Origin of the sequence: Paracholeplasma morum (assembly GCF_016907055.1) — a bacterium.
Taxonomy (GTDB): Bacteria; Bacillota_I; Bacilli_A; order Acholeplasmatales; family UBA5453; genus Paracholeplasma; species Paracholeplasma morum.
This window is the reverse complement of record NZ_JAFBBG010000003.1, coordinates 91062-113135: the sequence shown is the minus strand read 5'-3', so window position 1 is coordinate 113135 and position 22074 is coordinate 91062. Positions and strand designations below refer to the sequence as shown.

At 34.2% G+C, this 22074-nt stretch carries 19 protein-coding genes and 1 tRNA gene; 5 read left to right on the top strand and 15 right to left on the bottom strand.

The genetic code is table 11. From position 1 onward, the window contains the following. Position 1: 1 nt before the first annotated feature. From JN09_RS02655 to JN09_RS02615, 9 genes are all read right to left on the bottom strand, one after another. The gene (locus JN09_RS02655) at positions 2 to 1453 is read right to left on the bottom strand and encodes a phytoene desaturase family protein (protein WP_204432370.1); all 1452 of its coding nucleotides are present in this window, start codon (positions 1451 to 1453) and stop codon (positions 2 to 4) included. Beyond that, positions 1450 to 2673 carry an AarF/ABC1/UbiB kinase family protein gene (locus tag JN09_RS02650; RefSeq protein ID WP_204432369.1) on the bottom strand — a complete coding sequence of 408 codons (1224 nt, stop codon included), beginning with the start codon at positions 2671 to 2673 and terminating at the stop codon, positions 1450 to 1452. Before JN09_RS02650 ends, JN09_RS02655 begins: the two co-directional genes overlap by 4 nt. A 79-nt stretch (positions 2674 to 2752) precedes the next feature. Continuing rightward, positions 2753 to 4588 carry a molecular chaperone HtpG gene (gene htpG / locus JN09_RS02645; protein ID WP_204432368.1) on the bottom strand — a complete coding sequence of 612 codons (1836 nt, stop codon included), beginning with the start codon at positions 4586 to 4588 and terminating at the stop codon, positions 2753 to 2755. A 147-nt stretch (positions 4589 to 4735) separates the two neighbouring features. Further along, positions 4736 to 6175 carry a DEAD/DEAH box helicase gene (locus JN09_RS02640; RefSeq protein WP_204432367.1) on the bottom strand — a complete coding sequence of 480 codons (1440 nt, stop codon included), beginning with the start codon at positions 6173 to 6175 and terminating at the stop codon, positions 4736 to 4738. A gap of 284 nt (positions 6176 to 6459) precedes the next feature. After that, positions 6460 to 6954 (bottom strand): hypothetical protein, encoded by a 495-nt coding sequence (locus JN09_RS02635; protein ID WP_204432366.1) that lies wholly within the window; start codon positions 6952 to 6954, stop codon positions 6460 to 6462. Between the two features lie 201 nt (positions 6955 to 7155). Beyond that, the gene (locus JN09_RS02630; RefSeq protein WP_204432365.1) at positions 7156 to 8148 is read right to left on the bottom strand and encodes a calcium/sodium antiporter; all 993 of its coding nucleotides are present in this window, start codon (positions 8146 to 8148) and stop codon (positions 7156 to 7158) included. Positions 8149 to 8359: 211 nt separating this feature from the next. Continuing rightward, positions 8360 to 10243, bottom strand: coding sequence for an InlB B-repeat-containing protein (locus JN09_RS02625; RefSeq protein ID WP_204432362.1), 1884 nt, complete (start codon positions 10241 to 10243; stop codon positions 8360 to 8362). A 114-nt stretch (positions 10244 to 10357) separates the two neighbouring features. Continuing rightward, complete coding sequence (locus tag JN09_RS02620; protein ID WP_204432361.1) at positions 10358 to 11029, bottom strand: DUF2161 family putative PD-(D/E)XK-type phosphodiesterase; 672 nt, start codon at positions 11027 to 11029, stop codon at positions 10358 to 10360. A 10-nt stretch (positions 11030 to 11039) separates the two neighbouring features. Continuing rightward, entirely contained in the window at positions 11040 to 11480 is a 441-nt protein-coding gene (locus JN09_RS02615; protein ID WP_204432360.1) for a hypothetical protein, read from the bottom strand. A gap of 211 nt (positions 11481 to 11691) precedes the next feature. Here JN09_RS02615 and JN09_RS02610 point away from each other — a divergent pair, with 211 nt between their 5' ends. Then, positions 11692 to 14034 carry an endonuclease gene (locus tag JN09_RS02610; RefSeq protein WP_204432358.1) on the top strand — a complete coding sequence of 781 codons (2343 nt, stop codon included), beginning with the start codon at positions 11692 to 11694 and terminating at the stop codon, positions 14032 to 14034. A 36-nt stretch (positions 14035 to 14070) separates the two neighbouring features. Here JN09_RS02610 and JN09_RS02605 read toward each other — a convergent pair whose 3' ends face one another. The 4 genes from JN09_RS02605 to JN09_RS02590 all read right to left on the bottom strand — a co-directional run bounded on the left by JN09_RS02605 (position 14071) and on the right by JN09_RS02590 (position 18028). Continuing rightward, entirely contained in the window at positions 14071 to 15969 is a 1899-nt protein-coding gene (locus JN09_RS02605) for a M13-type metalloendopeptidase (RefSeq protein WP_204432353.1), read from the bottom strand. Between the two features lie 139 nt (positions 15970 to 16108). Continuing rightward, a complete protein-coding gene (locus JN09_RS02600) occupies positions 16109 to 16648 on the bottom strand; it encodes a hypothetical protein (RefSeq protein ID WP_204432352.1) in 540 nt (179 codons plus the stop codon). A gap of 497 nt (positions 16649 to 17145) precedes the next feature. Continuing rightward, complete coding sequence (locus JN09_RS02595; protein ID WP_204432351.1) at positions 17146 to 17361, bottom strand: acyltransferase family protein; 216 nt, start codon at positions 17359 to 17361, stop codon at positions 17146 to 17148. Between the two features lie 121 nt (positions 17362 to 17482). After that, positions 17483 to 18028: an NADPH-dependent FMN reductase gene (locus tag JN09_RS02590; RefSeq protein WP_204432350.1), complete on the bottom strand. Its 546-nt coding sequence runs from the start codon at positions 18026 to 18028 to the stop codon at positions 17483 to 17485. 115 nt (positions 18029 to 18143) lie between these two features. Between JN09_RS02590 and JN09_RS02585 the strand changes: the two genes are divergently transcribed. Together JN09_RS02585 and JN09_RS02580 are read left to right on the top strand one after the other, a co-directional pair. Then, positions 18144 to 18446, top strand: a complete 303-nt coding sequence (locus JN09_RS02585; protein ID WP_204432349.1) for a winged helix-turn-helix transcriptional regulator — start codon at positions 18144 to 18146, stop codon at positions 18444 to 18446. 235 nt (positions 18447 to 18681) lie between these two features. Continuing rightward, positions 18682 to 18846 carry a hypothetical protein gene (locus JN09_RS02580; protein WP_204432346.1) on the top strand — a complete coding sequence of 55 codons (165 nt, stop codon included), beginning with the start codon at positions 18682 to 18684 and terminating at the stop codon, positions 18844 to 18846. Positions 18847 to 19068: 222 nt separating this feature from the next. On the opposite strand, the gene JN09_RS02575 is transcribed toward JN09_RS02580, so the two are convergent. Beyond that, positions 19069 to 19884 (bottom strand): ribonuclease III domain-containing protein, encoded by an 816-nt coding sequence (locus JN09_RS02575; RefSeq protein WP_204432344.1) that lies wholly within the window; start codon positions 19882 to 19884, stop codon positions 19069 to 19071. A 543-nt stretch (positions 19885 to 20427) separates the two neighbouring features. Further along, positions 20428 to 20503, bottom strand: a tRNA-Thr gene (locus JN09_RS02570). 84 nt (positions 20504 to 20587) lie between these two features. On the opposite strand from JN09_RS02570, the gene JN09_RS02565 reads away from it, so the two are divergent. Then, complete coding sequence (locus JN09_RS02565; protein WP_204432342.1) at positions 20588 to 21703, top strand: GNAT family N-acetyltransferase; 1116 nt, start codon at positions 20588 to 20590, stop codon at positions 21701 to 21703. A 185-nt stretch (positions 21704 to 21888) separates the two neighbouring features. Beyond that, positions 21889 to 22050, top strand: coding sequence for a hypothetical protein (locus JN09_RS02560; RefSeq protein WP_204432340.1), 162 nt, complete (start codon positions 21889 to 21891; stop codon positions 22048 to 22050). The last annotated feature ends 24 nt before the right edge of the window (positions 22051 to 22074 follow it).

Genomic DNA, 22074 nt, shown 5'->3' with positions numbered 1-22074 from the left:
ATTATAAATACTCATTTAAAATAATTGCCGACTGATAAATAGTTGGTAATCCACTCCCTGGATGTGTCCCACCACCAACCAAATACAAATGATTGATATCTTTGTATTTATTTTGCGGTCTAAATGCTAACATTTGGCCAAGGTTATGGGCTAAATTGAATACTGCTCCATATTTTACATTATAGGTAGATTCCCAATCTTGAGGTGTAATGACCTTAGATGTAGTGATGTGATTTCGAATGTTGATTCCGTGCTTTCTCTCTACAAGATCGATTGCTTGACTGTATAGTTGATCCTTATCTCTTTCCCAATCCTTCGGCGTTCTAAGGTTTGGTACTGGAACTAATAAGTAAAGGCTTGAATGGTTTTTAGGTGCGTATGAATCATCCATTAGCGATGGATTATGTAGATATATGCTTAAATCATCAGAATATTCCCCTTTAGCAAGCCCATTCAAGTACGCTTCATAGTTCTTCGAGAATATAATCTCATGATGGGCAAAGTCGAACTTTTTGTCTAATCCTAAATAGATCATAAAAGTCGAGATACTATACTTCATTTTCTCTAGTTTATGAGGTTTGTGTTTTCTTAAGTGTTTTTCTTCTATGAGATTTGTCATTGCATAAGAAAAATCTGCATTCACTATTACTTCATCAAAAGGAAAAAACTGTCCACTCACAACAAGACCTTTTGCATTTTTGTTTTCGACTACTATTTTTTCAACAGGTGCTGAAAGATGAATGGTTCCCCCATTTCTTTCGATAAGCTCTGCCATTTTCTCGTTAATTTGATTAAGTCCACCTTTAACATGGTATAAACCCAATGCATGCTCTAAATAAGGAAGAATTGTGAATACCGATGGCGCATCAAAGGAAGACATCCCAAGATACTTAGACTGAAACGATAAAGAATTGATGAAATTACTATTTCGGTTAAACTTGGATAAGTGTGAATATACTGATTGAGCTGGTCTCAATTCAGGAATTGCTTTTAAGACATCTTTTCTTAGGTAATTAGAAACGTTTGGAAATGGTCTTTTCAAAATGGACTCAATCGCATTGAGTTTAGTTTCTTGTGCATTCAACCAGTTCAAATAGCTTTCGCCCATCCCTTTGGAATATCGTTCATACATATTTGCATTGTCGATTGGATCTTTACTCATATTAAACGTTACATCATTAAACATGAGTGTGTATAGATGATCTAATCTAATTACTTCTAACTCTTTTTCTAACTCATAACCAGCAAACTTAAACACATCCCTTAGTATATCGATATACATAAGGCATGTTGGGCCTAAATCAAACTGATAGTCTCCGATAGTAATTCTTTGTGATCTACCACCAACGCGTTGATCTTTTTCATAAATATGGATGTCATATCCTTTTTTACTTAATACCATTCCGGCAGCTAACCCACCTGGACCTGCCCCAATGATTGCGATTTTCTTCATATGTTTATTACCTCGTTTGCTTTATGAAACTCTTCTAAAAATGTACGCATCTCTACCATTAAGATGGTATTTGGCGCGCCTTTAAGGACCATTCCGTCCAAATACATCATGCTTTTGATAATTGGAAACATGCCTTTTTCAAATGTCATGCCCGAATTAACACCCAGCTTAATGGTTTCCATCATTTTTCTCGTGAGCGATACCTCACTGACCGTTTTATTTTTAAAATCCTCATATAACTTTAGAAACTTCTCTAGGTATCTTTCATATTGACTACCATATATTTCTTTCGAAGCCATGTCATTGAGTGCTATAGCACAATTAGAATAGTCATAATAAGCCAGATTGTCCATGAAATCAAATAAGCCTAATTGAATTTTCTTTCCTACAGTTGAAATGGCGCCTGTGTCGATAAAATAGAAATCATTACCCTTCTTAATGATGTTACCTGGGTGAAGATCCCCATGAAATGTCCCAATAATGAACACATAAAACCCATGAATATGAAATATCTCAAGAATATCCTTTAAATCTAATGATTTTGTCTCTAATAAGTAATCTATTGTTTCGCCTTCTATATACTCTGAAACAAGAATATGTTCATTGGATAATGACTCGTATATTTTGGGAAACTTTAACCTTGATAGGTCAAATACACCCTCATACCTCGTTTGAATGTTCTTAAGTTCTCTTCCATTACGGATTTCATTTCTCATATCGAGTTCTGCTAATGTATAGGATTCAATATGTTCTAGTATCCCAATAGGGTCAGCCACTTTTTTAAGTTTTGGATAAAAGAATAGGATAAATTTAATGAATCTTCTTAATGACTTTACGTCTTTTAGGAACTTCAGTTTGAAGTCTTTTTTGATTACCTTAATCACGACTTCTTCACCATTTAATAATCTGGCTTTATGAACTTGGCCTATAGATGCACTGCCAATTGGCGTCTCTTCAATCGATTCAAAGTTATTGAGAAAACCTAGTCTGGCATATTTTTCTATTAAACTCAAAAAATCTTCATTAGGGATAGGTACTGTTTTAGTGTATAGTTTTGCTAGATGGGTACACGTCTTTTCATTAAGAAAATCAATTCTTAATGCGAAAGTCTGTGCGATTTTGACTGCCAATAGGCCTTGTTTTTGAATATAATCGATGTTTGGCAATCGCTTTTTATGAAATATTTCACGAAACAGTTTTATAAACATTATCCAACGCATGTTTCCACACCCTTATGTCTCTTTATTATACCAAAAAAAAGACTGAAAGTTGCCTTAGGACAACTTTCAATCGATTATTTTACTTTAGTAAAAGTTCATTCATTGCAGTAATATATTCCAAAGGATCTTCCATTGGTAGCCCTTCAATGATTAATGCTTGATTATACAGTAGTGTTGAGTAGTTCTTAAGTTGTTCTGGCGAATCCTTATATACTTTCTTAATTACTTCAAAGAACTTATGATCAGGGTTTAGTTCAAGGATACGTTCAGCTTTTACTTCTTGACTGTTTGGCATTTGTTTTAGGATGTTTTCCATTTCTAAAGATAATCCTTCTCCAGAAACAATACAAACAGGTGAATCCTTTAATCTGGTAGATAACTTAACCATAGAAACTTTTCCTGATAAGTTTTCCTTAATGGCCAGAAGCAGGTCGTGATGAGTTTTAGCTTTTTCTTCTACTTCTTTTTTCTTAATTTCATCGGTAACGTCTAAGTTAGCTGTTTGAATGGACTTAAATGGTAATTCTTCATAGCTGTTCATTATTTGAATCATGAACTCATCAATTTCATCCGTAAATAACAATACTTCATACCCTTTTTCATTGATGATATCCATTTGTGGAAGGTTCATAATTTGAGTCTTTGATTTACCAGTCGCATAGTATATTTCTTTTTGGTCTTCTTTCTTGCGAGAAACATATTCTTTGAATGTGATGTATTCATCACTTAAATTCGTTTTGAATAAGATTAAGTCTTGGAGAAGTTCTTTGTTTACGCCAAAGCTTTGATAGATTCCGTATTTTAACGTATTCTTGTATTGATCAAATAGGGTAATGTAACGTTCTCTATCATTTTCAAGCATCTTTTCTAACTCACTCTTGATTTTCTTCTCAATGTTGGACGCTATCTTCTTAAGTTGTCTGTCGTGTTGTAGGAGTTCTCTAGAGATATTTAGTGATAAATCTGAGCTATCTACAATGCCTTTTACAAACTTAAAGTGATCAGGGATTAAGTCTTTGTTTTTATCTTGAATAAATACGCCTTTTGAGTAGAGTTGAAGGCCTTTTTCATAGGTTTCTGAGTAGAAGTTGTATGCAGGTTTTTTAGGTATAAATAGTAAGGCTTGATAGGTTAGCATGCCTTCAATATTCATATGAATTACATGTAAAGGATCTTCAAAATCATTAAATTGATGCTTATAGAAAGCATTTAGGTCTTCTTCTTTAATATCTTGTTTAGAACGTTTCCAAAGTGGAGTCATTTGGTTAAGTGGCTTATTGTCTCCCTTTATATAAATCGGATATCTTACGTAGTCACTGTATTTTTTGACTAGTTGTTTGATCTCAAACTCGTCTAAGAACTGATCAAATGTCTCTGATTCTTCGTCTTCGATGTTATCTCTTAAAGTAAGAATGATTTCTGTCCCAACATCTGTTTTATCATAGGTATCGATTTGATAGGTAGAAACCCCATCACTTTCCCAAACATATCCTGTATCAGAGAAAGGGGATTTCGTTAGTACTTTGACAGACTTCGCGACAATAAAAGCACTATAGAATCCTACGCCAAATTGACCAATGATGTTTGTATCATTTTTGTCTAATTGCTCGATGAATTGTTTTGAACCACTTTGTGCAATCGTTCCTAAGTTCTCAACCAATTCTTCTTCAGTAAACCCAATTCCATTGTCTTTAATCGTTAATGTTTTAAACTCTTTATCCATAGAAATCTCGATTTTATACCCATCTGACGTTACTTTTTCATTAGTGAGTGATAGAAAATGTCTCTTATCTATCGCATCACTTGCGTTAGAAATCAGTTCACGTAAGAAGATTTCTTTTTGTGTATATATTGAGTGTGTTACTAAATGTAACAGTTTCTGAGATTCCGTTTTAAAAGCATTTGTCTTTGCCATAATATCGCCTCCAATATTAATTTTATCAATATTTTTGGCAATGTCAATAGTCAAGTGCCAACTGTGTTATATTGTGTTTTTATAGAAAAAAGAAACGCTACTTGTATAGCGCTTCAAAATTTATTAATGAGTTAGTGAGTTAGTAAGTTAGTGAGACTTTTTTCTCTTGAAATATACTTGACTGATAGACTCTTCTCTTTTGGAGTATTTTTGAGTCGATTTTTGTGGTTTCGATTTCTTAGAAAAAGAGTAATTTCTTTCGTCTTTTGACTTTTTACTTATTACACTTGATTCTTTAGATTGCCCAGTTGATGAGGCGTTCTCGCGTTTGTATGGTTTTTCGAATCGTGATTCTTTAGGTTTGTTGTGATTTCTAAAACCACCTTTAGAACCATGTCCTTTTTCTTCCGTATTCCTAGGAAGTGGTTTTGATTCTTGAGCAACCCCTTTTACAATATGATAGTCATGGTTATCCATCACTTCGATTGGCATTTTTATATGTTTTTCGATAGCATCTAATAGCTTGATTTCATCTGGTGAACAGAAAGTATAGGCTTCTCCAGTTAGTCCTCTTCTACCCGTTCTTCCCATTCTGTGAACGTAAGTTTCTGGGGTTTCTGGTAGGTCATAGTTAACGACGTGGGATAACTCATCTATATCAATCCCTCTAGCTGCAATGTCTGTAGCAACCAACACTCTGATTTTACCATTTTTGAAGTCATTTAGGGCTTGTAATCTCTGATTTTGGGATTTATTTCCATGAATGGCACTAAGTTTTACGCCGTAGGACGTTAGTTCCTTGACCAGTTTATTTGCTCCATGTTTGGTTCTTGTAAAAACCAATATGGATTGCATGTTTTTGTTTTTCATTAAATCAAGCAATAGGTTAGTCTTGTTTTTCTTGGATACATGGAATAACTTTTGATCGATTTTCTCTACCATTGCTTCTGGAGGTGTAATCTCAACTCTCACAGGTTCTGTTAATAGTTCTTCTGCTAGTTTGATGATTTCTTTTGGCATTGTTGCAGAAAATAGAGCAGTTTGTCGTGTTTTAGGTATGTAAGTTACAATCTTTCTTACATCTCTAATAAAGCCCATATCCAACATACGGTCAGCCTCATCTAATACAAAGTATTTCACATGTTGTAATGTAATTAACCCTTGATCCATTAGATCTAGCAGTCTTCCCGGTGTGGCAATCAAAACTTCCACCCCACGGTTCAAGGCTTTCTCTTGGTTTTTTTGAGAAACACCGCCATAGATAACTTCAGTGTTTAAAGATAAGTTCTCGCTATAGTATCTAAAATTGTCTTTAATCTGTTCTGCTAGTTCACGAGTTGGTGCGAGTATTAATGCGTGAATGTGTTGTTTTTGATAAATCCTACGATCAAATCCACTAATTTGTTGGATGATAGGAATCGCAAACGCAGCGGTTTTACCAGTGCCTGTTTGAGCACTCGCAAGTAAGTCTTTACCTGATAATAAAACTGGAATAGATACTTCTTGAATAGGGGATGGTGTAATGTAGCCCATCTTACTTACTGCCTCTAAAATCGGTTTAATAATGTTTAATTGTTCAAATGTCATGTGTTCTCCTTGTATGAATAACTAATAAAAAATAAAAAGCGCTTTTTAAAGCTATAGGGCGCTTTTGATCAGTCTATTAAATTCTCATACGGAATAAAGATTTAAAAGGTTCTAGTGTCAACAACATGCGTTTTATAACTTATATAATACCAAATATGGTTTGTCTTTTTATGAAGCATAGTAATCATATCATACTTTCTTTTTAATAACAACTTATTAGGAAGAAAAAGAACTGCCCATTGGACAGTTCTTTAATAGGATTTATAGATTAGGAGTAGCGTTTTTTAAGCCTTAAGTACTTTTTCGCCAAAAAACTCAAATAATGCTGCCAACGCGATAACGACTAATCCAAAGAAAAAGCCAAAGCCGATATTCATTGTTAGCGTGTGTCCAAGTTGTGGATGCACTACTTTTAAAGCTGCTTCAAGTTCTGGTGACTTGTCGATAAACACTTGGAAATATACATAACCATGGATAATTAATCCTACACCAATGACAACTAGATTAGCAATTCTAGCATATGCTTCTTTTAAGAATAGAACTGCCGCTAAAGCAACAACCAATACCATATATAGATATACGAATAATTGTGGGCTGTCTGAAGTATTTCCAAGTCTTTCTGCAAAATCCGTTACATTAAATAAAGAATCCTTGAACTTTACGAATCCTGCTGCTAATGGGCTATAAACTTGACCTGTTACGAAAGGCAAGAAAAAGCTTACTGCAATTAGTACAACAAATAGTACTCTCGAAACTTTTAGTATTAGTGATTTACTCATTTTTTATCCTCCTTCACTTTTACTATATGTGCACAAACATTTAGGAAATAGCGCACTATTGAGATTGTAACATAACTATTTTGAAATTCAAAGCATTTTTTTATAAATATTTTGAAGTTCTTACTATTTTGCGTTTTTCACTTGATTAATAAACAAAAAAAGTCAGAAGTTATCTGACTCTTTGACTTTCTTAACTAGCTATTAAACGGTCCCCAGTGCTCTTAAAATAATATAAACTAAATAAGAGACGTACATAAATGTTAATATATAACCTTCGGTTCTATTGACTTTTCCTTTGGTCATTGCAAACAATAAGGCAAATGTGGTCATACCAAGCATGATGATAATATCAATCAATACGTCTCCATTGATGCCTAGAGGCGTAACAACACCAGATAGACCTAATATAAATAACATATTGAATATATTGGATCCAACTAAGTTACCAAAAGCAATCTCGTTCTCGCCTTTTTTAGCCGCTACGACGCTTGTTACCATTTCTGGAAGTGATGTGCCAAGTGCGACAATAGACAATCCAACTAAGGTAATTGCTTTAGAAGTACTCATTCCTAGTAAGTTAACCAATATTTCTGTAGCAATATTCTCTGCACCTTTTGTAACCATGAATCCACCAAGAGATACACCAACTACACCGGCAAGTACAAGTAGGATGGATTTTTTCATATCCATGACTTCATAAGTCTTTATAACGACTTCATCTTTAGAAGTTGTAAGCATGATCCACATGTATCCAGCAAACATAACTAATAGAATTAACGCTTCCCATCTATCAATTAAAGCGTCTGATTGAAAATAAAATGCTAAGATTGCAATTAAGATGGATGCTGCCATTAAAAATGGAAACTCTTTTTTATGCATTGTCTTTGAAACAATTACTGGTCTTACAATTGCTGTAAGTCCTAAAATAAGTGTGATATTAACAATGCTTGAACCGATGACGTTTCCCATTGCAATATCAGCAGTTGCGCCTGGTTCAACCGTGATTGAAGCTATAAAACTAACAGCTAGCTCAGGTAAAGATGTCCCAAATGCTACGAGTGTTAATCCAATAACAAGTGAAGATATGTTGAATCGTTTTGCAATAGAGGATGAAGAAGCAACGAATAAGTCTGCCCCTTTAACCAAAAAGAAGAATCCAACTAAAAGCAGTAATACATTAATAACGTAATCCATATTTTTATCCTTTCAAATTAAATCTACATCATAAATCCCAATTGGTTTTATATGAGTTTAGTTTTAGTAGTATCTATCTATGCAAACGCATAGAGAATAAGAGGTCAAATCCCCTTCGATAGAAAATTATACTAGACATAGGGTGGTAAATCAACCGTGACGATGAAATATAAAAGGAACTATTCTTTTTTAAAATAGTTCCTAACTGAGTTTAGCTGCTATATACTATATTATCGATATTTACTGTACCGTTAATAACTTCTATTTTGATTTTGACATTTGATTTATCTACTTCAATTTCATGACTAATAAACTCTGTAGACAACCCTCGGATTGTTTCAAGTAATGTAAAGTCAGAGACTGTATCGTCTAGGTAGTATATGTTAATTTCACTTTCGTAAGTGAAATAAGTCAATGAGCCAAACAGTCTCGTATCAAATGACAACGATGAAACATGTAAAAATGCGTCTTTATTGTACATATAAGCTGTAGGTGTACTTAACGGGTTAGTCGAGTTTCCCCTAAAACGAGCAACTACATCCCCATTTAATGCTTCTGTCATGTATGGTAACTCTTTATCTGCATGCATGATCAGTGTATATACTTCTTTCATTACAAAGTCAATACCGCCGATATTGTGTACTGCAGGTTCATTATCAAAATCGATCATAGCATCTTCAAAGTCAATAGTGGTCGCTATGTTTTGTTCATCTTGACTACCTTTGTTTGTACGCCAGCTAATATTATCAACTGTTAGTCTGTGTCCACTACTAATTTCTATTGAAAGCGAGTAGTCGCCTTTTATGTTTAGATTCTCAATAGTGAAGGTCTTACCCTTATTGGCTTCTTTATCATCCGAAAATTGTAAGGTAGAAATGAGTTCGTCATTAATGAAAACTTTGATCTTTACGTTGATGGCTTTGTCGCTACCATTTCCTTGTGGATAAGTCGACTGTGGAGAAAATGGTAATCTGGCTTGGAACGATAATGATGAAATCCCATCCGTTAAGTTTCCATAGATTCTGCCCATCCCAGCTTGTGTTATTAGATTTCCAAATCCACCGATTGTGACTGCATTTCCGCCTTCACTCATCCCCAGATCGATACGTCCATTAATAACTTCCCAAAGTACATAGGTATCGCCTAACCAATCAAAATCTTGATATTCGCTGAAGTTTCCACCGGACTGTTTTTCGTATTGAAGTAATTCAAACGTTTCAGTGAGTGTTTCATCTTCTAAAATGATTTCTTCCCAAATCGCGGTTAGCTTTAACCCGTTTTCTGGCATGATTGAAGGGAATGGCATGTCCCATCTTTTAAAAACGTATCCATCTTTTGTTGGATTTTGTGGTGTTGTTAACTCACTTCCAAATGGCGCTTCGATATCTTCGATTAAAGACCCGCCTTTGGTATCAAAAGTAATCTTATATGTGTTTACTTCCCAAATGGCTTTGAGCGCCAATCCATCTAAAGGCATAGTAGTCGGGAACTCTTTATCCCATGAAACAAATGTATAACCAGCCTTGGTTGGGTTTATTGGTGCCGTTAGGCTACTCAAAAAATCTCCTTTAATGCTATCAACCACTGAACCACCATCGGTATCAAAGGTAATTGAATACTCCATAACTTCCCAAACGGCCTTTAATTGAAGCCCACCTAGAGGCATTGTGTTAGGGAACGGTTGGTCCCATGTTTTGAACCTATAGCCGTCTTTAGTTGGATGTGTAGGTATCTTTATATCACTTAAGTAAAGTGCTTCTATCGAATTCACTTCAGACCCGCCATCTGAGTCAAACGTAATCGTATACGTTTTAGGTTCCCATATCGCCTTTAAAACAATGTCTTTTAATGGCATTAATTCGATTTCTTGATTCCATCCTGCGAATGTGTAGCCATCCTTGATAGGATCTTTTGGTAATGTGATTTTTTCATTAGCCTTTAATTCGATTGGATCGATTAAAGAGCCCCCAGATGTATCGAATGTAATCTGGTAAAATTGATCTACTTTGACTTCTTTCTTGTCACAAGCATACAAAAACAGCATCATTGTCATAACAAAGATGGCAATAATGCCTTTTTTAAATCTAATACTCATACTGTAATACTCCTTATCGTTTTTTATGTAGTCTTATTATATCATGTTAGTAACCGTTTTCTTACTATATAATCGTTTTGTGTAGTGGCTTTCGATAAAAATAAAAAAACTACCCTAATCGGATAGTCTATCTTTGTTGTATGTTTCTAAATCGCGTTTACCAATCTCTGAGAGCTTATAAATGCCTCTTTCAACATTCACAAACCATAAGTAATAGTTTTTTCTAAGAATATTTGGAGTGTCTTTAATCCCTGTAAAGGCAATGATTTCTTTTGGTGACTTCTCGCCAAACTCATCGAGATACTTAGCAATTTCTATGACTTTTTCGCGATAATGAGTCATCTTTTTACCATTAGTACCACCGACATTTTGGGTGCTTTGTCTTAAGGAAAACTCCTTTAGCAGTTTTTCTTTGTTTTTCTTACTTGAAGATATGCTTCGTTTTAAATCAAATCCGAATGTCTCTATTAGTACCTCTGTCTTATCTTTATCAACCACAATCAACCCAATCTCAAGTCGTTTTAATAGATTAGCAAAGTGTTTGAATGTACTTCTCTGTGAGCTTACAGCAGTTTTAGGTAGGGCAATATATACTTTATCCGCTATTTTTTGACGATCAATTGCTTGATAAATGAGCTTAAGTGATATCTTCAGTTTTAACTCAATGACGATGATATGTTCCTCTTTGATTGCTGTGATGTCTGTTTGTAGTACTTCTGCTTTAACTTCATATCCTAAAGATTCAAGTAGTAGCTTACATGGGAGGTATAAATCAGTTTCTTTCATAAGTACTCCTTTATCGAGGCCATCCGTAGGCTAGTGATACAATGACGGATAAAATTACCCCATAATAGTAAAACCAGATTTTGTGGTTTTTATATAGGTATAATAAAGCAATTACTGCAATCGCCAATATGATAGATACTGCAATAAAAACAGTCTCATAAAATTGCAGGAAAATGGCGATGAATAGCACTGAAAATACAGGCACACTAATAATGGCTTTTACCAAGTCAGACTTCATACCATTGGTCATTATGACTGCGAATAACACAAGTAATAAGGCTAATGTATTTCTGAGTTTTCCTTGCGGAAGCAAATGTATGTTGTCTTTATAGATTGTATTTTCTAACAACATAGTAATGAGTGCATAAAATAACCAAAAAGCACCGAACGATATTATGCCTACTACTGTAATAAAACATAAAGCATAAAGAATATTCAAAGTTTTTTTCATATTTATCCCTCTCTTATATTTTACTCCAAAATAAGCACGATTATCAATGTCCCTCTACAAAGTAAAACGTTTTTGCAGTTTTTTTGTACTTTATATTGAAACATTTTTAACGTTATCTAAAAACCCTTTCATAAGTACTTTAATTCTTATATGTTTTTACAATCATCTATGATATAATGCATTTAACTGAAAAAAAGAAAGAGGGCACAAAATGAAGTACATTAAGTTTTTTGTTTTACTTACCGTGCTGTTTTTGGTGGGCTGTACAGAAGCAGATATCACCGATATAACAGACAGTATAGCGATTCAATACAGTGAAACCGATCACAAGGATTCTGTATCGAATGATTTACAAATTCCAGTTAAAATCGATGGGATAGATATTAGCTGGTCAAGCGATAGCGAATTCGCTAAAATTGAAGGTAATAAAATCGTTATTACCCGTCAAGCAACAGACACACTCGTTACAATTACCGCTTCATATAAAGTCGGTAAAGAAACACTCACAAAATCGTTTCCGATCACCTTAGCTAAATTACCTGTGGTAGAACCTACATTTGATTTAGATGCATTTAAGACATTTTTATCGATGCCATTAGAAACTGAGGAGAACCTAAGTCTTAAATCATCTTACTTAGACTTAGACGTAGTATGGAGTTCATCCAATGCTAGTGTCATTTCCAATACAGGTGTCATTACACGTCAAGCTGACGATACTGTAGTTACCTTAACTGCAAGTATTCTTTTTGGTGGAAAAACCTATGAAGCAACCTTTGAAGTAAACGTCATTAAGGCTGAAGTTGTTACTCCAGATTATGATGCAATATTAGATACCATTGTTATTCCTAATGAAACAATCAATAATCTAGTATTACCAACATCTCTTTCAGGTGTGAATCTGGTATGGTCAAGCAATCATTCAGCCATTTCATCTACTGGGGTTGTTACAAGACAATCTGAGAATGTAATCGTTGAACTAACCGTTACAGTAGTAGACCATTTATCATTCTCAAAGAAATTTAACGTTACAGTATTAAAGAAAATTGACTTCCCAGTAAGCAGTCATACACCGATCTCTGAAGCTAGATTACAAGCACAAGGATCTGCCGTAAAAGTACAAGGTGTTATTACAAGTTTAATGTCTAACGGTAACTTTACTATCCAAGATTCTACAGGTGCTATTCCTGTTTACATGAGAAATAACACTGGCCTAGTAATTGGTAAAGAATACGTTATCGAAGGTAAAATTGATATTTACCAAGGATTAGTTCAAATCGCATCTCCTACAATCGTTGAAACACTCAGTGATCGATCATTACCTGAAGGTATTGATTTAACTGGATATTCATTAGAATTCGATGACGTTATCTTGTATGAAGCTAATATCGTTACTTACCGCGATTTAGAAGTAACTTCAAAAGAAACACCAAATAATGCAATTGAACTTTACTTAAAGAACGCTGCCGGTGAGACTACTTTTGTTAGACTTGATACACGTGTTAATAATCCTTCTAATCAATTTGATCAAATCAAAGTTGGTGATATCGTTAATCTATTCAACGTTACAGTTGGTCAATATGCTGGTAAAGCACAATTCTTATTTACAAGCAGAAGTTTAATTGAAGCAAGACCAAAGAGTCCAGAAATCATTAGCATTTATGGCGCTGTTAACAAGAACTACATTATGGGTGACGCACTTCCTAACTATTTAGAAGGCATCACTGCTAAAAATGGTTTTGGTGAAGTTTTCACTCAATTCTTAGTAGTTGATACGTCTGCTGTTAAGTTAAATGAACCAGGTAATTACGATATTAAAGTATCCTTATCTAATGATTCATCTGTATCTGTTATTTATACACTATTTGTTAGAAAAGAAATCGAACAAGGGGTTTATGAAGGGTATTACTCACGCCTTAACGGTTTAATGGGCGCTAACCTTAACCAAGAACTTAAGAGTTTAATCGCAAGTACTGGTAAAGCAACTGGTTCAACAAGTGAAGTTAAATCCGTAGACAAAGTAGGTTCTCAATATAGCTTAATCTATGAAGGACTTGGAGCATACGGAAATAGAGAACACGTTTGGCCACAATCTAAACTAGGTTCAACAAAAGATGACCTTCATAACTTAAGAGCTGCTGTTGTAAGTACAAACTCTGCAAGAGGTAACATGCCTTTTGGAGAAGATGGTAAAGCATTCACAGGAACTCAACCTTACAAAAACAATGGTGGATCTTGGTATCCTGGCGATAAACACATTGGTGACGTTGCGAGAATCGTATTATACATCTCAATCCGTTACAACTTATCACTAAACGTTGTTGGAAATCTTCAAATGTTCTTAGAATGGCATGATTTAGATCCAGTTGATGATTTCGAAATCGAAAGAAACGACCGTATCTATGGCATTCAAAATAACAGAAACCCATTCATCGATCACCCAGAATTAGTAGATTTATATTTTGGTGGTGCTGCGAATAAATCATTATCTAGAACACTATCATTAATCAATATCTCCTTATTCATGGTGATGGACAACAGACAATACATATTCTAAAAAAACAAACGGAATCCCGCGAGATTCCGTTATTTTTTACCAAATTGAGACTGCTTTTTTAGGATCTAAATACATTGAATCTTCTTCTTTCATATCATAGAATTCTAAGAATTCAGGCATATTACTTAATTGCATGTTCGCTCTTAAGATGCTTGGTCCGTGTACGTCAATTCTAAGTAGCAATTGTGCAAACTCTAGGGACGTTTTATTTCTCCAAACACGAGCCCAGTTTTGGAAGAATTTATCCGCATCATGGTCTTTGTGTTTTAAACTTGCTACATATGCGCATCGTAATCCGCCGCTATCTGCGATGTTTTCTGAAACGGTTAATGTCCCATTACATGCGCCAAAGCCTGTTTCCACACCATCAAAGAGTTTGATCATTGCTTCTGCTTTTTGATTGAATGCTTCTAAGTCGGACTCAAGCCACCAGTTGTTTAATGAACCTGTTTCGTCAAATTTCGCACCATTGTTATCAAATGCGTGTGATATTTCATGTGCCATAACTGCACCGATACCGCCATAGTTTTCAGAAGGCGCTTGATCTAAGCTGTAATATGGTTTTTGAAGAATGGCTGCTGGGAATACAATTTGATTATTGGTTGGATTGTAATAAGCATTAACCATGCTTGCTGGCATACTCCAAATATTACGATTAATTGGTTTGTTGTATTTTTGATATTCTAATTCGTTTTTGATTCTTGTCATTTTCAAACGTTCTAGGACTAAATCAGATCCATTTTCATATCCATCGATCGAAAACATATCGTAATATGGTGGGATTTCTTCTGGATATCCAACATGAACGGTAAGGGTTTTAAGTTTTAAGATGGCTTTTTCTTTTGTTTGATCGTTTAGCCAATCGTTATTTCGAATGCGTTCTTTATAAACTTCGATCATTTCTCTAACCATGGATTCAACATCTCGTTTTGCTAGAGGACCAAAGAAATTTTCACCATAATACAATCCTACAACTTGACTAAATTGATTATAGGCTTGATAAAAAGCGAATTTTTCTTTTGATTGTGCTTCTTGAACGCCTGATAGAGCACGTCTATAAGCGCCTCCCGCTATTCTCAGTTCATCCGTTAAATGACTAGCAAATGAAAGTGCGTTTGAAACAATCATCCATGATTTAATTAGATGGAAGTTTTCTTCAGAAATGATAGTGTCAAATGCTTTTAAGAAGTCAGGATTCATAATAATCATTTTTGAAACTGGTTGTTTAACTAATTTTTCAATCGAACCCATCAAATCAAAATTTGATGTTAGACTAGCGATATCCTTACGTTCATAAGGGTTATAAAGTTTTACATAATCGGCATTTTCCACGCTTGATTTAGTAACAGGCACCAATAACTCGTCAAAAGCCAATGCTTCATTTAGTAATCTTGAACACTCTTCATCAGTAAATCCTAATAATGATAATATATGTGAGGTTGTACCAGTAAATAACTCGATCAACTGTTTCTTAGTGGCTTCTTCCTGATAGTATGTTGTGTCTGGTAAGAATAAATCAGCTGCCCCAAAATAGAGTACTTGATTAATACTATTCATAAAGTCAGACATTACCATTACGCCAAAAGGCATTTCAATTGATTCAAGGCTAAAGTCACAGAATGACTTCTCAAGGTCTTTTAGACTCTTCAAATCATTAAGTCTATTTAATACATGTCTAAATGGTTTCGATCCTAGTTCATTTCTTTTGTCGAAATCATTCGTCATTTTATAAAGCTTAATGTACTTCTTTAAGTTATCACTTAAGTTCTCTTTAGATAACCATTCGTTTGTTAAACCCATTAGAGTTTTTTCGATACCTAGATTCAGTTCAAGAAAGGCTGACATTGCAGGTTGATCATTGGGTATCACTGCACTTTCTAACCATGAGCCGTTTACAGCTTCATAGAAATTGGATTTGATAAGTTTTTTATTCATTTCAACACCTCTTTTGGATTATTGTAACACTTTTTTGAAGTTATAGAATAATTTATTCAATATTCACACATTTTAATAAAAAAAATCCTATTTCAGAAAGTGAAATAGGATCTTGTTCTTTAAATTGAATCAATCAGAATTATTTTCTAGCTTGTTCTAATAAATCTTTGATTACTGCATAGTAGCTGTCAACAGTGATTGTTGCGCCAGCAGGTGCATCATATTTACCAGCAGTCTTGCTTGGTAAATCTTGTAATTCGATAACTTGGTCGATGATTAGACGAACTTGTTCGAACCATTCTAACTTATTGTTAGACTTTAACCATGCTTTATAACCTTCTTCAGTTGGAGTGGTTGTTGATTTTGCATAATCTGCATAGAACATATGATAGCCCCAACCATTGTCTAAAGCCATTTTTGTAGTTGCATAACCTGTTGCAGGGTTGCCATAAGAAGTCCATGATACGCCACCATTTTCAGATGCCTTTAAGTATACAGAGTCAATGAACATATCTTCAATTTTACCATCTTCATTTACAAACATAACACCGAAAGTGCTTTGGTTGCCTGATGTAGAAGCATAGTACATACCAGCTTTGTAGTCTCCTTTTTCTTTTTGACATCCAACTAATGCGAAAGTCACAGTTAAAACTAAAAGTAAAGCCATAAATCTTTTCATTGTTTTATTCTCCTTTTCTATTCTAAACGGAAATTACCGTCGTTAGCATTATAATAAATACACTTTCTAAGAAAAACCGCAAAAAAAAGTTAATTATAGGTGTTTATAGTCAGAAATCTCTATGTAGTGGGTATCATCTATATACTTAGAAAAAAATAAATGAAGTAAATCTCTGATAATCGTTTTCGACACATTAATCATATCACATTATATTCAGGTTTCCAATATCATTTTTAACTTTTTTGTAAGTTTTTCCCCTTTATGACGGTAAAAAAAGAAACCTAGAAAATGAAAACGCTAAATTTCATTAGTATATAGGTTTCTGAGTGAATAGTTCGAAATGTACATTATATAGGAATAAATAGGATGGAGGGTTATCATAAGTTCTTCGGCATACTATTTGTCATAAGACTACTTTTTGCCATAAGAAGTTGTTCTTTTGTATAAGGTGTTTCTGATTCTAGAACTTTCTTGATAAATCCCTCTAATGAAGTCAATCAACCCTCAAAACTATTAAAAAGAAAGAATCCAGAAGCAATAAAGAAAAATGGGACCGCAATTCTAGCCAACACATGAGAAATAAAGAAATCTATATTTGTGTAGATAGTCCCATCTATCTCAAAGGTTTTAAATGGAGGTATATGAATCATCACAACTAGAATTGCTGCAAAAATCCGGAAATAATCAAGAACCACATAATTTGACTTCTTCATAGTTAATCTCCAATCTTTAATCGTATTAAAGCACTCTTATATGAAATATTAACAATAATCCTAAAAAAATAAGCTTAACTATCAACTGATAATTAAGCTTATGTTTGAATCTATATTGACATTACGCTCTAACTTGCTTTAAGGCAGTAGACCATTTGATTAGTTGATCTAACATATCATTAATGTTAGTTTCATGAAGGTCTCTTGGTGCAAAACCAGTTTGATTGAAATCTTCGAATAATGATAATAGTGTATGTGATCTAACGTCAGCAACTTGAAGTTCACCTAAAATAGTTCTTAAGTGTTCTGCTGCTCTTGCTCCACCTGCAGAACCGTACGATACAATACCTGCAGCTTTATTATTCCAAGGGTCTCTAGCTGAGTCTAAAGCGTTCTTGAGCGCTGCAGAAATTGAGTGGTTGTATTCAGATACTACGAAAATGAATCCATCTAGTTCTGCTAACTTAGCATTCCAGTTCATTATTCCTGTCATATCTGCTGATTCCCCTAAAAGTGGCAAACCGAATGATTTGATGTCAACAATTTCGAAACTAGCATCTGTACGTTTGTCTGCTAATCCTTTTACCCAATTGCCTACTGCTGGGCTAACTCTACCGTCTCTTGTACTTCCTAAGATAATTCCAATCTTTAACGTATTATTTGTCATATTATATCTCCTTCTTGTAAGTTACTTTACGTTACCTATTATATATTTGTAACTTGGTGATGTAAAGTGATTTGCTTATCAAGTATTTTCTTGTATAATATAAGCGGTGATAAAAATGGAAAAAGCAATTTGTGCAAAATTCGAGAGTGCTTTCCAAGTACTTGGTAAAAGATGGACAGGTCTAATTGTCAATCAACTTATGAATGGTCCAAAACGATTTAATGAACTTGAAAATGAAATCAAAATTAGTGGTCGGGTTTTATCTCTCAGATTAAAAGAACTTGAATCACTAGATATTGTTAGTAGATCTGTATACCCAGAAATGCCTGTTAGAATAGAGTATACCTTAACTAAAAAAGGATATGCTTTAAAACCTATTATGGAAGAAATCTCTAAGTGGGGAGACTCTTGGGTATAATAACTCAATATAAGATAAAAAGATGTCAAAAACTGTTATTAACCAGTTTGACATCTTTTTTTTATACCAATTTTGGATTGGCTATTTTATTTCTTGAAATGAGACTAATATTTATAACTTGTAGCTAGTATTTGAAAGGTTTAATCCTATAAACTCTTTTAAATCTTTGTTAGGCAATTCCTCGTAGTAACCAATGATATCAAATGCCCAGGTACCAATTAGCTCTCTGTCTTTAATGTCAGAATTATTGCTGTTTCCTACGCTTGAAAGAAATGGTAATGGGTTAATTGTCTGTAAGCTTCCACCGGTAACAACAACATCGTCTTTAGTGAACTATCCACCACTTAATCGAAGTGGGGGCTTCCTATCCAAACCGATGTACCCACCAGTGACTCAATAGGCTATCCCCGTAGTCCCTACGGTTCTAAAATCCTTTTATAACTGAAATGCTAACTTATCGTGTCCACTTAATTGACATAAAAGCGATGACTTATATTAATTGATGTCCAATGGTACTTGAATTAGGAAGCTAACTATAAGTCGGATTATCTGGGAAGCATTATAGTCACTGCTTATTCAATAAATAATACCAATCCAAGTACCATTTAGAAACTATTTTATCTTACATTTTCTCTTTAGAATCGATACCAAAATGATCACATAAAACTAAATATGTTGCATATTTCTTAGCACCTTTTTTTGATGAAGAGAGTGCTGTTTTTTGAATTGACCAGCTTCTAACATAACAAGTGCATGACCACTTATACTCCCCATCAACGTAGACTTGCTCATCGGGAAATTCGTAGATTGGAATAGAGCATCTCCCGCTTTCAGCCAATTCTTTAAGTGTGCTTACTGCATTATCCTGTGTTAGATTTTCTTTTAACTCATCCATGCCATCTTCTACATCATGTAATTGATCATCAATTTGAAGCATGATTTCCACAGAGTTTTGGAGTTCATCTGGATTCCAATTGCTGTCGATTGCAATAGCACCTAAAATCGCTTCGAATAGGTCAGCTTTAACCTTTTCTTGATTCCATACTTGATTATCTAAATCACTTTGTCCCAAATACATCATTGTCTTGAAATCTAACTCTTCTATTCTTCTAGCAAGATATGCATTATTAACTAGTTCTTTTTTTAAATCAGTAAAGTGTTGTTCATTCAGATAATTCCTGATGAGGTACTCGTCTCTATCCTCTTCATTAAATGTACGCGCTTGAGATTTGAACAATCCATATCTTTCAGCGATGACTTTGGTCACGTAAAAATCTAGTACCCTATCACCCAAAAACTCTAGAACCTCATTGTTTTCCCCACCAAATTCAGCTGAATACGACTTTCTTGTGAAAGCTTGAAGCAACAAATCTGTGTTCTTAAAATAGTAACTACATTTCCTTTGTACATCATCGATGTGTTCTTTTAAATCATTCATTGTATTTCCTCCTTTTCGTCCGAGAAAATAAAAAAAGACCTCCCGATGGAATAGGAATACCTCTATATAGGTGCACTTATCCCTTTATTAGGTCTTATTAAATCAAAATAGTACTTGTAAGACTTTAAGCATATTAACTCCCGCTTCCCGAAAGAGTTAATATACAAATCGCGTTACTCAATTACTTTGAGGAAATAATTCCTTTACCTTGCCGGACTATCTTTAGTATAGATTATAAAATATCACTTGTCAACATCCAAATAGTGCTATTGTAATAATAAATATGATTACCTAAAACATTATATTTGAAATATATGGAATGTCTTCTCTATTCTCGTCCTCATCTCTTCTTTCACGTATAGTTTTAATACTAAAGAATGTGTTATCGTTTCTTTTTGAGTCTTGTTTGCTTACTGAATCTTGATGTTCTTGACATAATGAAAAATCCCCACTCTGTAAACTTCCACAAACTTTAATTATTTGTAGTGTCTACTTTAAGGGGATCATATCAAACTTTCCTAAATAGTTATTTTATATCAATAGTGGTGCCGAAAATAGGACTCGAACCTATGACCTGCTGATTACGAGACAGCTGCTCTACCAACTGAGCTATTTCGGCTTTCGCCATTATGATAGCACAATTAACTATCTCATTCAATTTATTATGTGATAAAATAAGACTAAATATGTGCGAGGTTAAGTAATGATTAAAATCAAATTAGTACAATCAAAAAAAGACTTAAGACGATTCACAGAATTCCCAAATAAACTATTCAAACATGAGCCTAGTTTTGTTCCAGCTTTATCTATAGATGAAATGAATGTATTCAATAAGGCTAAGAATCCAGCCCATGAATACTGTGAGTCGCAGTGCTTTCTAGCATATAAAGATAACATTCTAGTAGGACGTGTTGCAGGGATTATAAATCACAAATGGAACGAAGCCAATAACACCAAAATCGGCCGTTTCTCGCGTATTGATATGATTGATGATATCGAAGTCACCAAAGCCTTAATAGAGGCTGTAACAGCCTGGAATAAGTCATTCGGAATGGATACACTCATTGGTCCTATTGGATTTACTGATTTAGACCGTATGGGGATGCTCGTTGACGGTTTTGAATACTTAAACATGTTTATTACCATCTGGAACCCTAAATACTATCACGAACATCTAGAACAACTAGGGTTCGTTAAAGATGCTGATTGGATAGAGAAAAGAATCATGCTTACTTCAATCCCTGAGAAGATTAGTAAAGTCGCGGATATCACACAGCGAAGATATGGGTTTAAACTTGTAAAGTGTAAAAAAAGAAAAGAAATCTATAAGTATATATACCCAGCATTTAACATGTATAATGTTGCCTTCAATGAGCTTTATGGGTTTCATCCCATCAGTGATCGTGTAATGGATTACTATATCAAGCAAATGATATCCATCGTCAAACTAGACTACTTATGGTTTGTTTTAGATACAGAGGATAATGTTGCAGGATTTGGCTTAATGATGCCATCTCTCGCAAATGCTAATAAGAAAAATAATGGACGTTTATTTCCCTTTGGTTTCCTTAGAATCTTAAGAGCATTAAAGAAACATGATGTGGTGGATTTGTATTTTATTGCAGTAGATCCTAAACACCAAGGCAAAGGATTGCCTGCCCTAATGTTAGAAGACGGCATCAATGAAGCAATGAAACGTAAGATTCAATACGCAGAAACAGGTCCAGAATTAGAAACCAATCTAGCCATTCAAGCACAATGGAAAGACTTTGACTACATCAACCATAGACGAAGACGTTGTTATACCAAATCAATATAAACTAGAGTACCCTATGTGGTACTTTATTTATTAACCCTAATAAAAACGTATGAATTACTTGAAAGCACATATTAGGGGTTATGTTTTGAATGATTGCAACTAAAAGTTGACATTAATAACGTAATAATTGATAGTATAGTAAATCATTTCATACTAGAATTAAAACAGTCAAAGAGGGCATTATTATGACAAGAAAGATTCTTGCAATGATAGAGCCATTGATTTGGTCAGTGATATCCTTGTTGTTTATTACAAGTATTGCTATTGGGACATTCTTTATCTTAATGATTTCTATTATTAATCTCTTAGGCATATTCACGAACAAGCGAAACTTACAATTAGCCTAAAAATGAAAAAAACCGCAAATCTGC

Coding starts and splice junctions, on each gene's coding strand:
- JN09_RS02575 (WP_204432344.1), bottom strand. CDS start 19,884: ATGAATGATTTAAAAGAACACATCGATGATGTACAAAGGAAATGTAGT.
- JN09_RS02615 (WP_204432360.1), bottom strand. CDS start 11,480: ATGAAAAAAACTTTGAATATTCTTTATGCTTTATGTTTTATTACAGTA.
- JN09_RS02605 (WP_204432353.1), bottom strand. CDS start 15,969: ATGAATAAAAAACTTATCAAATCCAATTTCTATGAAGCTGTAAACGGC.
- JN09_RS02610 (WP_204432358.1), top strand. CDS start 11,692: ATGAAGTACATTAAGTTTTTTGTTTTACTTACCGTGCTGTTTTTGGTG.
- JN09_RS02625 (WP_204432362.1), bottom strand. CDS start 10,243: ATGAGTATTAGATTTAAAAAAGGCATTATTGCCATCTTTGTTATGACA.
- JN09_RS02585 (WP_204432349.1), top strand. CDS start 18,144: ATGGAAAAAGCAATTTGTGCAAAATTCGAGAGTGCTTTCCAAGTACTT.
- JN09_RS02655 (WP_204432370.1), bottom strand. CDS start 1,453: ATGAAGAAAATCGCAATCATTGGGGCAGGTCCAGGTGGGTTAGCTGCC.
- JN09_RS02620 (WP_204432361.1), bottom strand. CDS start 11,029: ATGAAAGAAACTGATTTATACCTCCCATGTAAGCTACTACTTGAATCT.
- JN09_RS02650 (WP_204432369.1), bottom strand. CDS start 2,673: ATGCGTTGGATAATGTTTATAAAACTGTTTCGTGAAATATTTCATAAA.
- JN09_RS02580 (WP_204432346.1), top strand. CDS start 18,682: ATGTCAGAATTATTGCTGTTTCCTACGCTTGAAAGAAATGGTAATGGG.
- JN09_RS02560 (WP_204432340.1), top strand. CDS start 21,889: ATGACAAGAAAGATTCTTGCAATGATAGAGCCATTGATTTGGTCAGTG.
- JN09_RS02590 (WP_204432350.1), bottom strand. CDS start 18,028: ATGACAAATAATACGTTAAAGATTGGAATTATCTTAGGAAGTACAAGA.
- JN09_RS02640 (WP_204432367.1), bottom strand. CDS start 6,175: ATGACATTTGAACAATTAAACATTATTAAACCGATTTTAGAGGCAGTA.
- JN09_RS02630 (WP_204432365.1), bottom strand. CDS start 8,148: ATGGATTACGTTATTAATGTATTACTGCTTTTAGTTGGATTCTTCTTT.
- JN09_RS02635 (WP_204432366.1), bottom strand. CDS start 6,954: ATGAGTAAATCACTAATACTAAAAGTTTCGAGAGTACTATTTGTTGTA.
- JN09_RS02565 (WP_204432342.1), top strand. CDS start 20,588: ATGATTAAAATCAAATTAGTACAATCAAAAAAAGACTTAAGACGATTC.
- htpG (WP_204432368.1), bottom strand. CDS start 4,588: ATGGCAAAGACAAATGCTTTTAAAACGGAATCTCAGAAACTGTTACAT.
- JN09_RS02595 (WP_204432351.1), bottom strand. CDS start 17,361: ATGAAGAAGTCAAATTATGTGGTTCTTGATTATTTCCGGATTTTTGCA.
- JN09_RS02600 (WP_204432352.1), bottom strand. CDS start 16,648: ATGAAAAGATTTATGGCTTTACTTTTAGTTTTAACTGTGACTTTCGCA.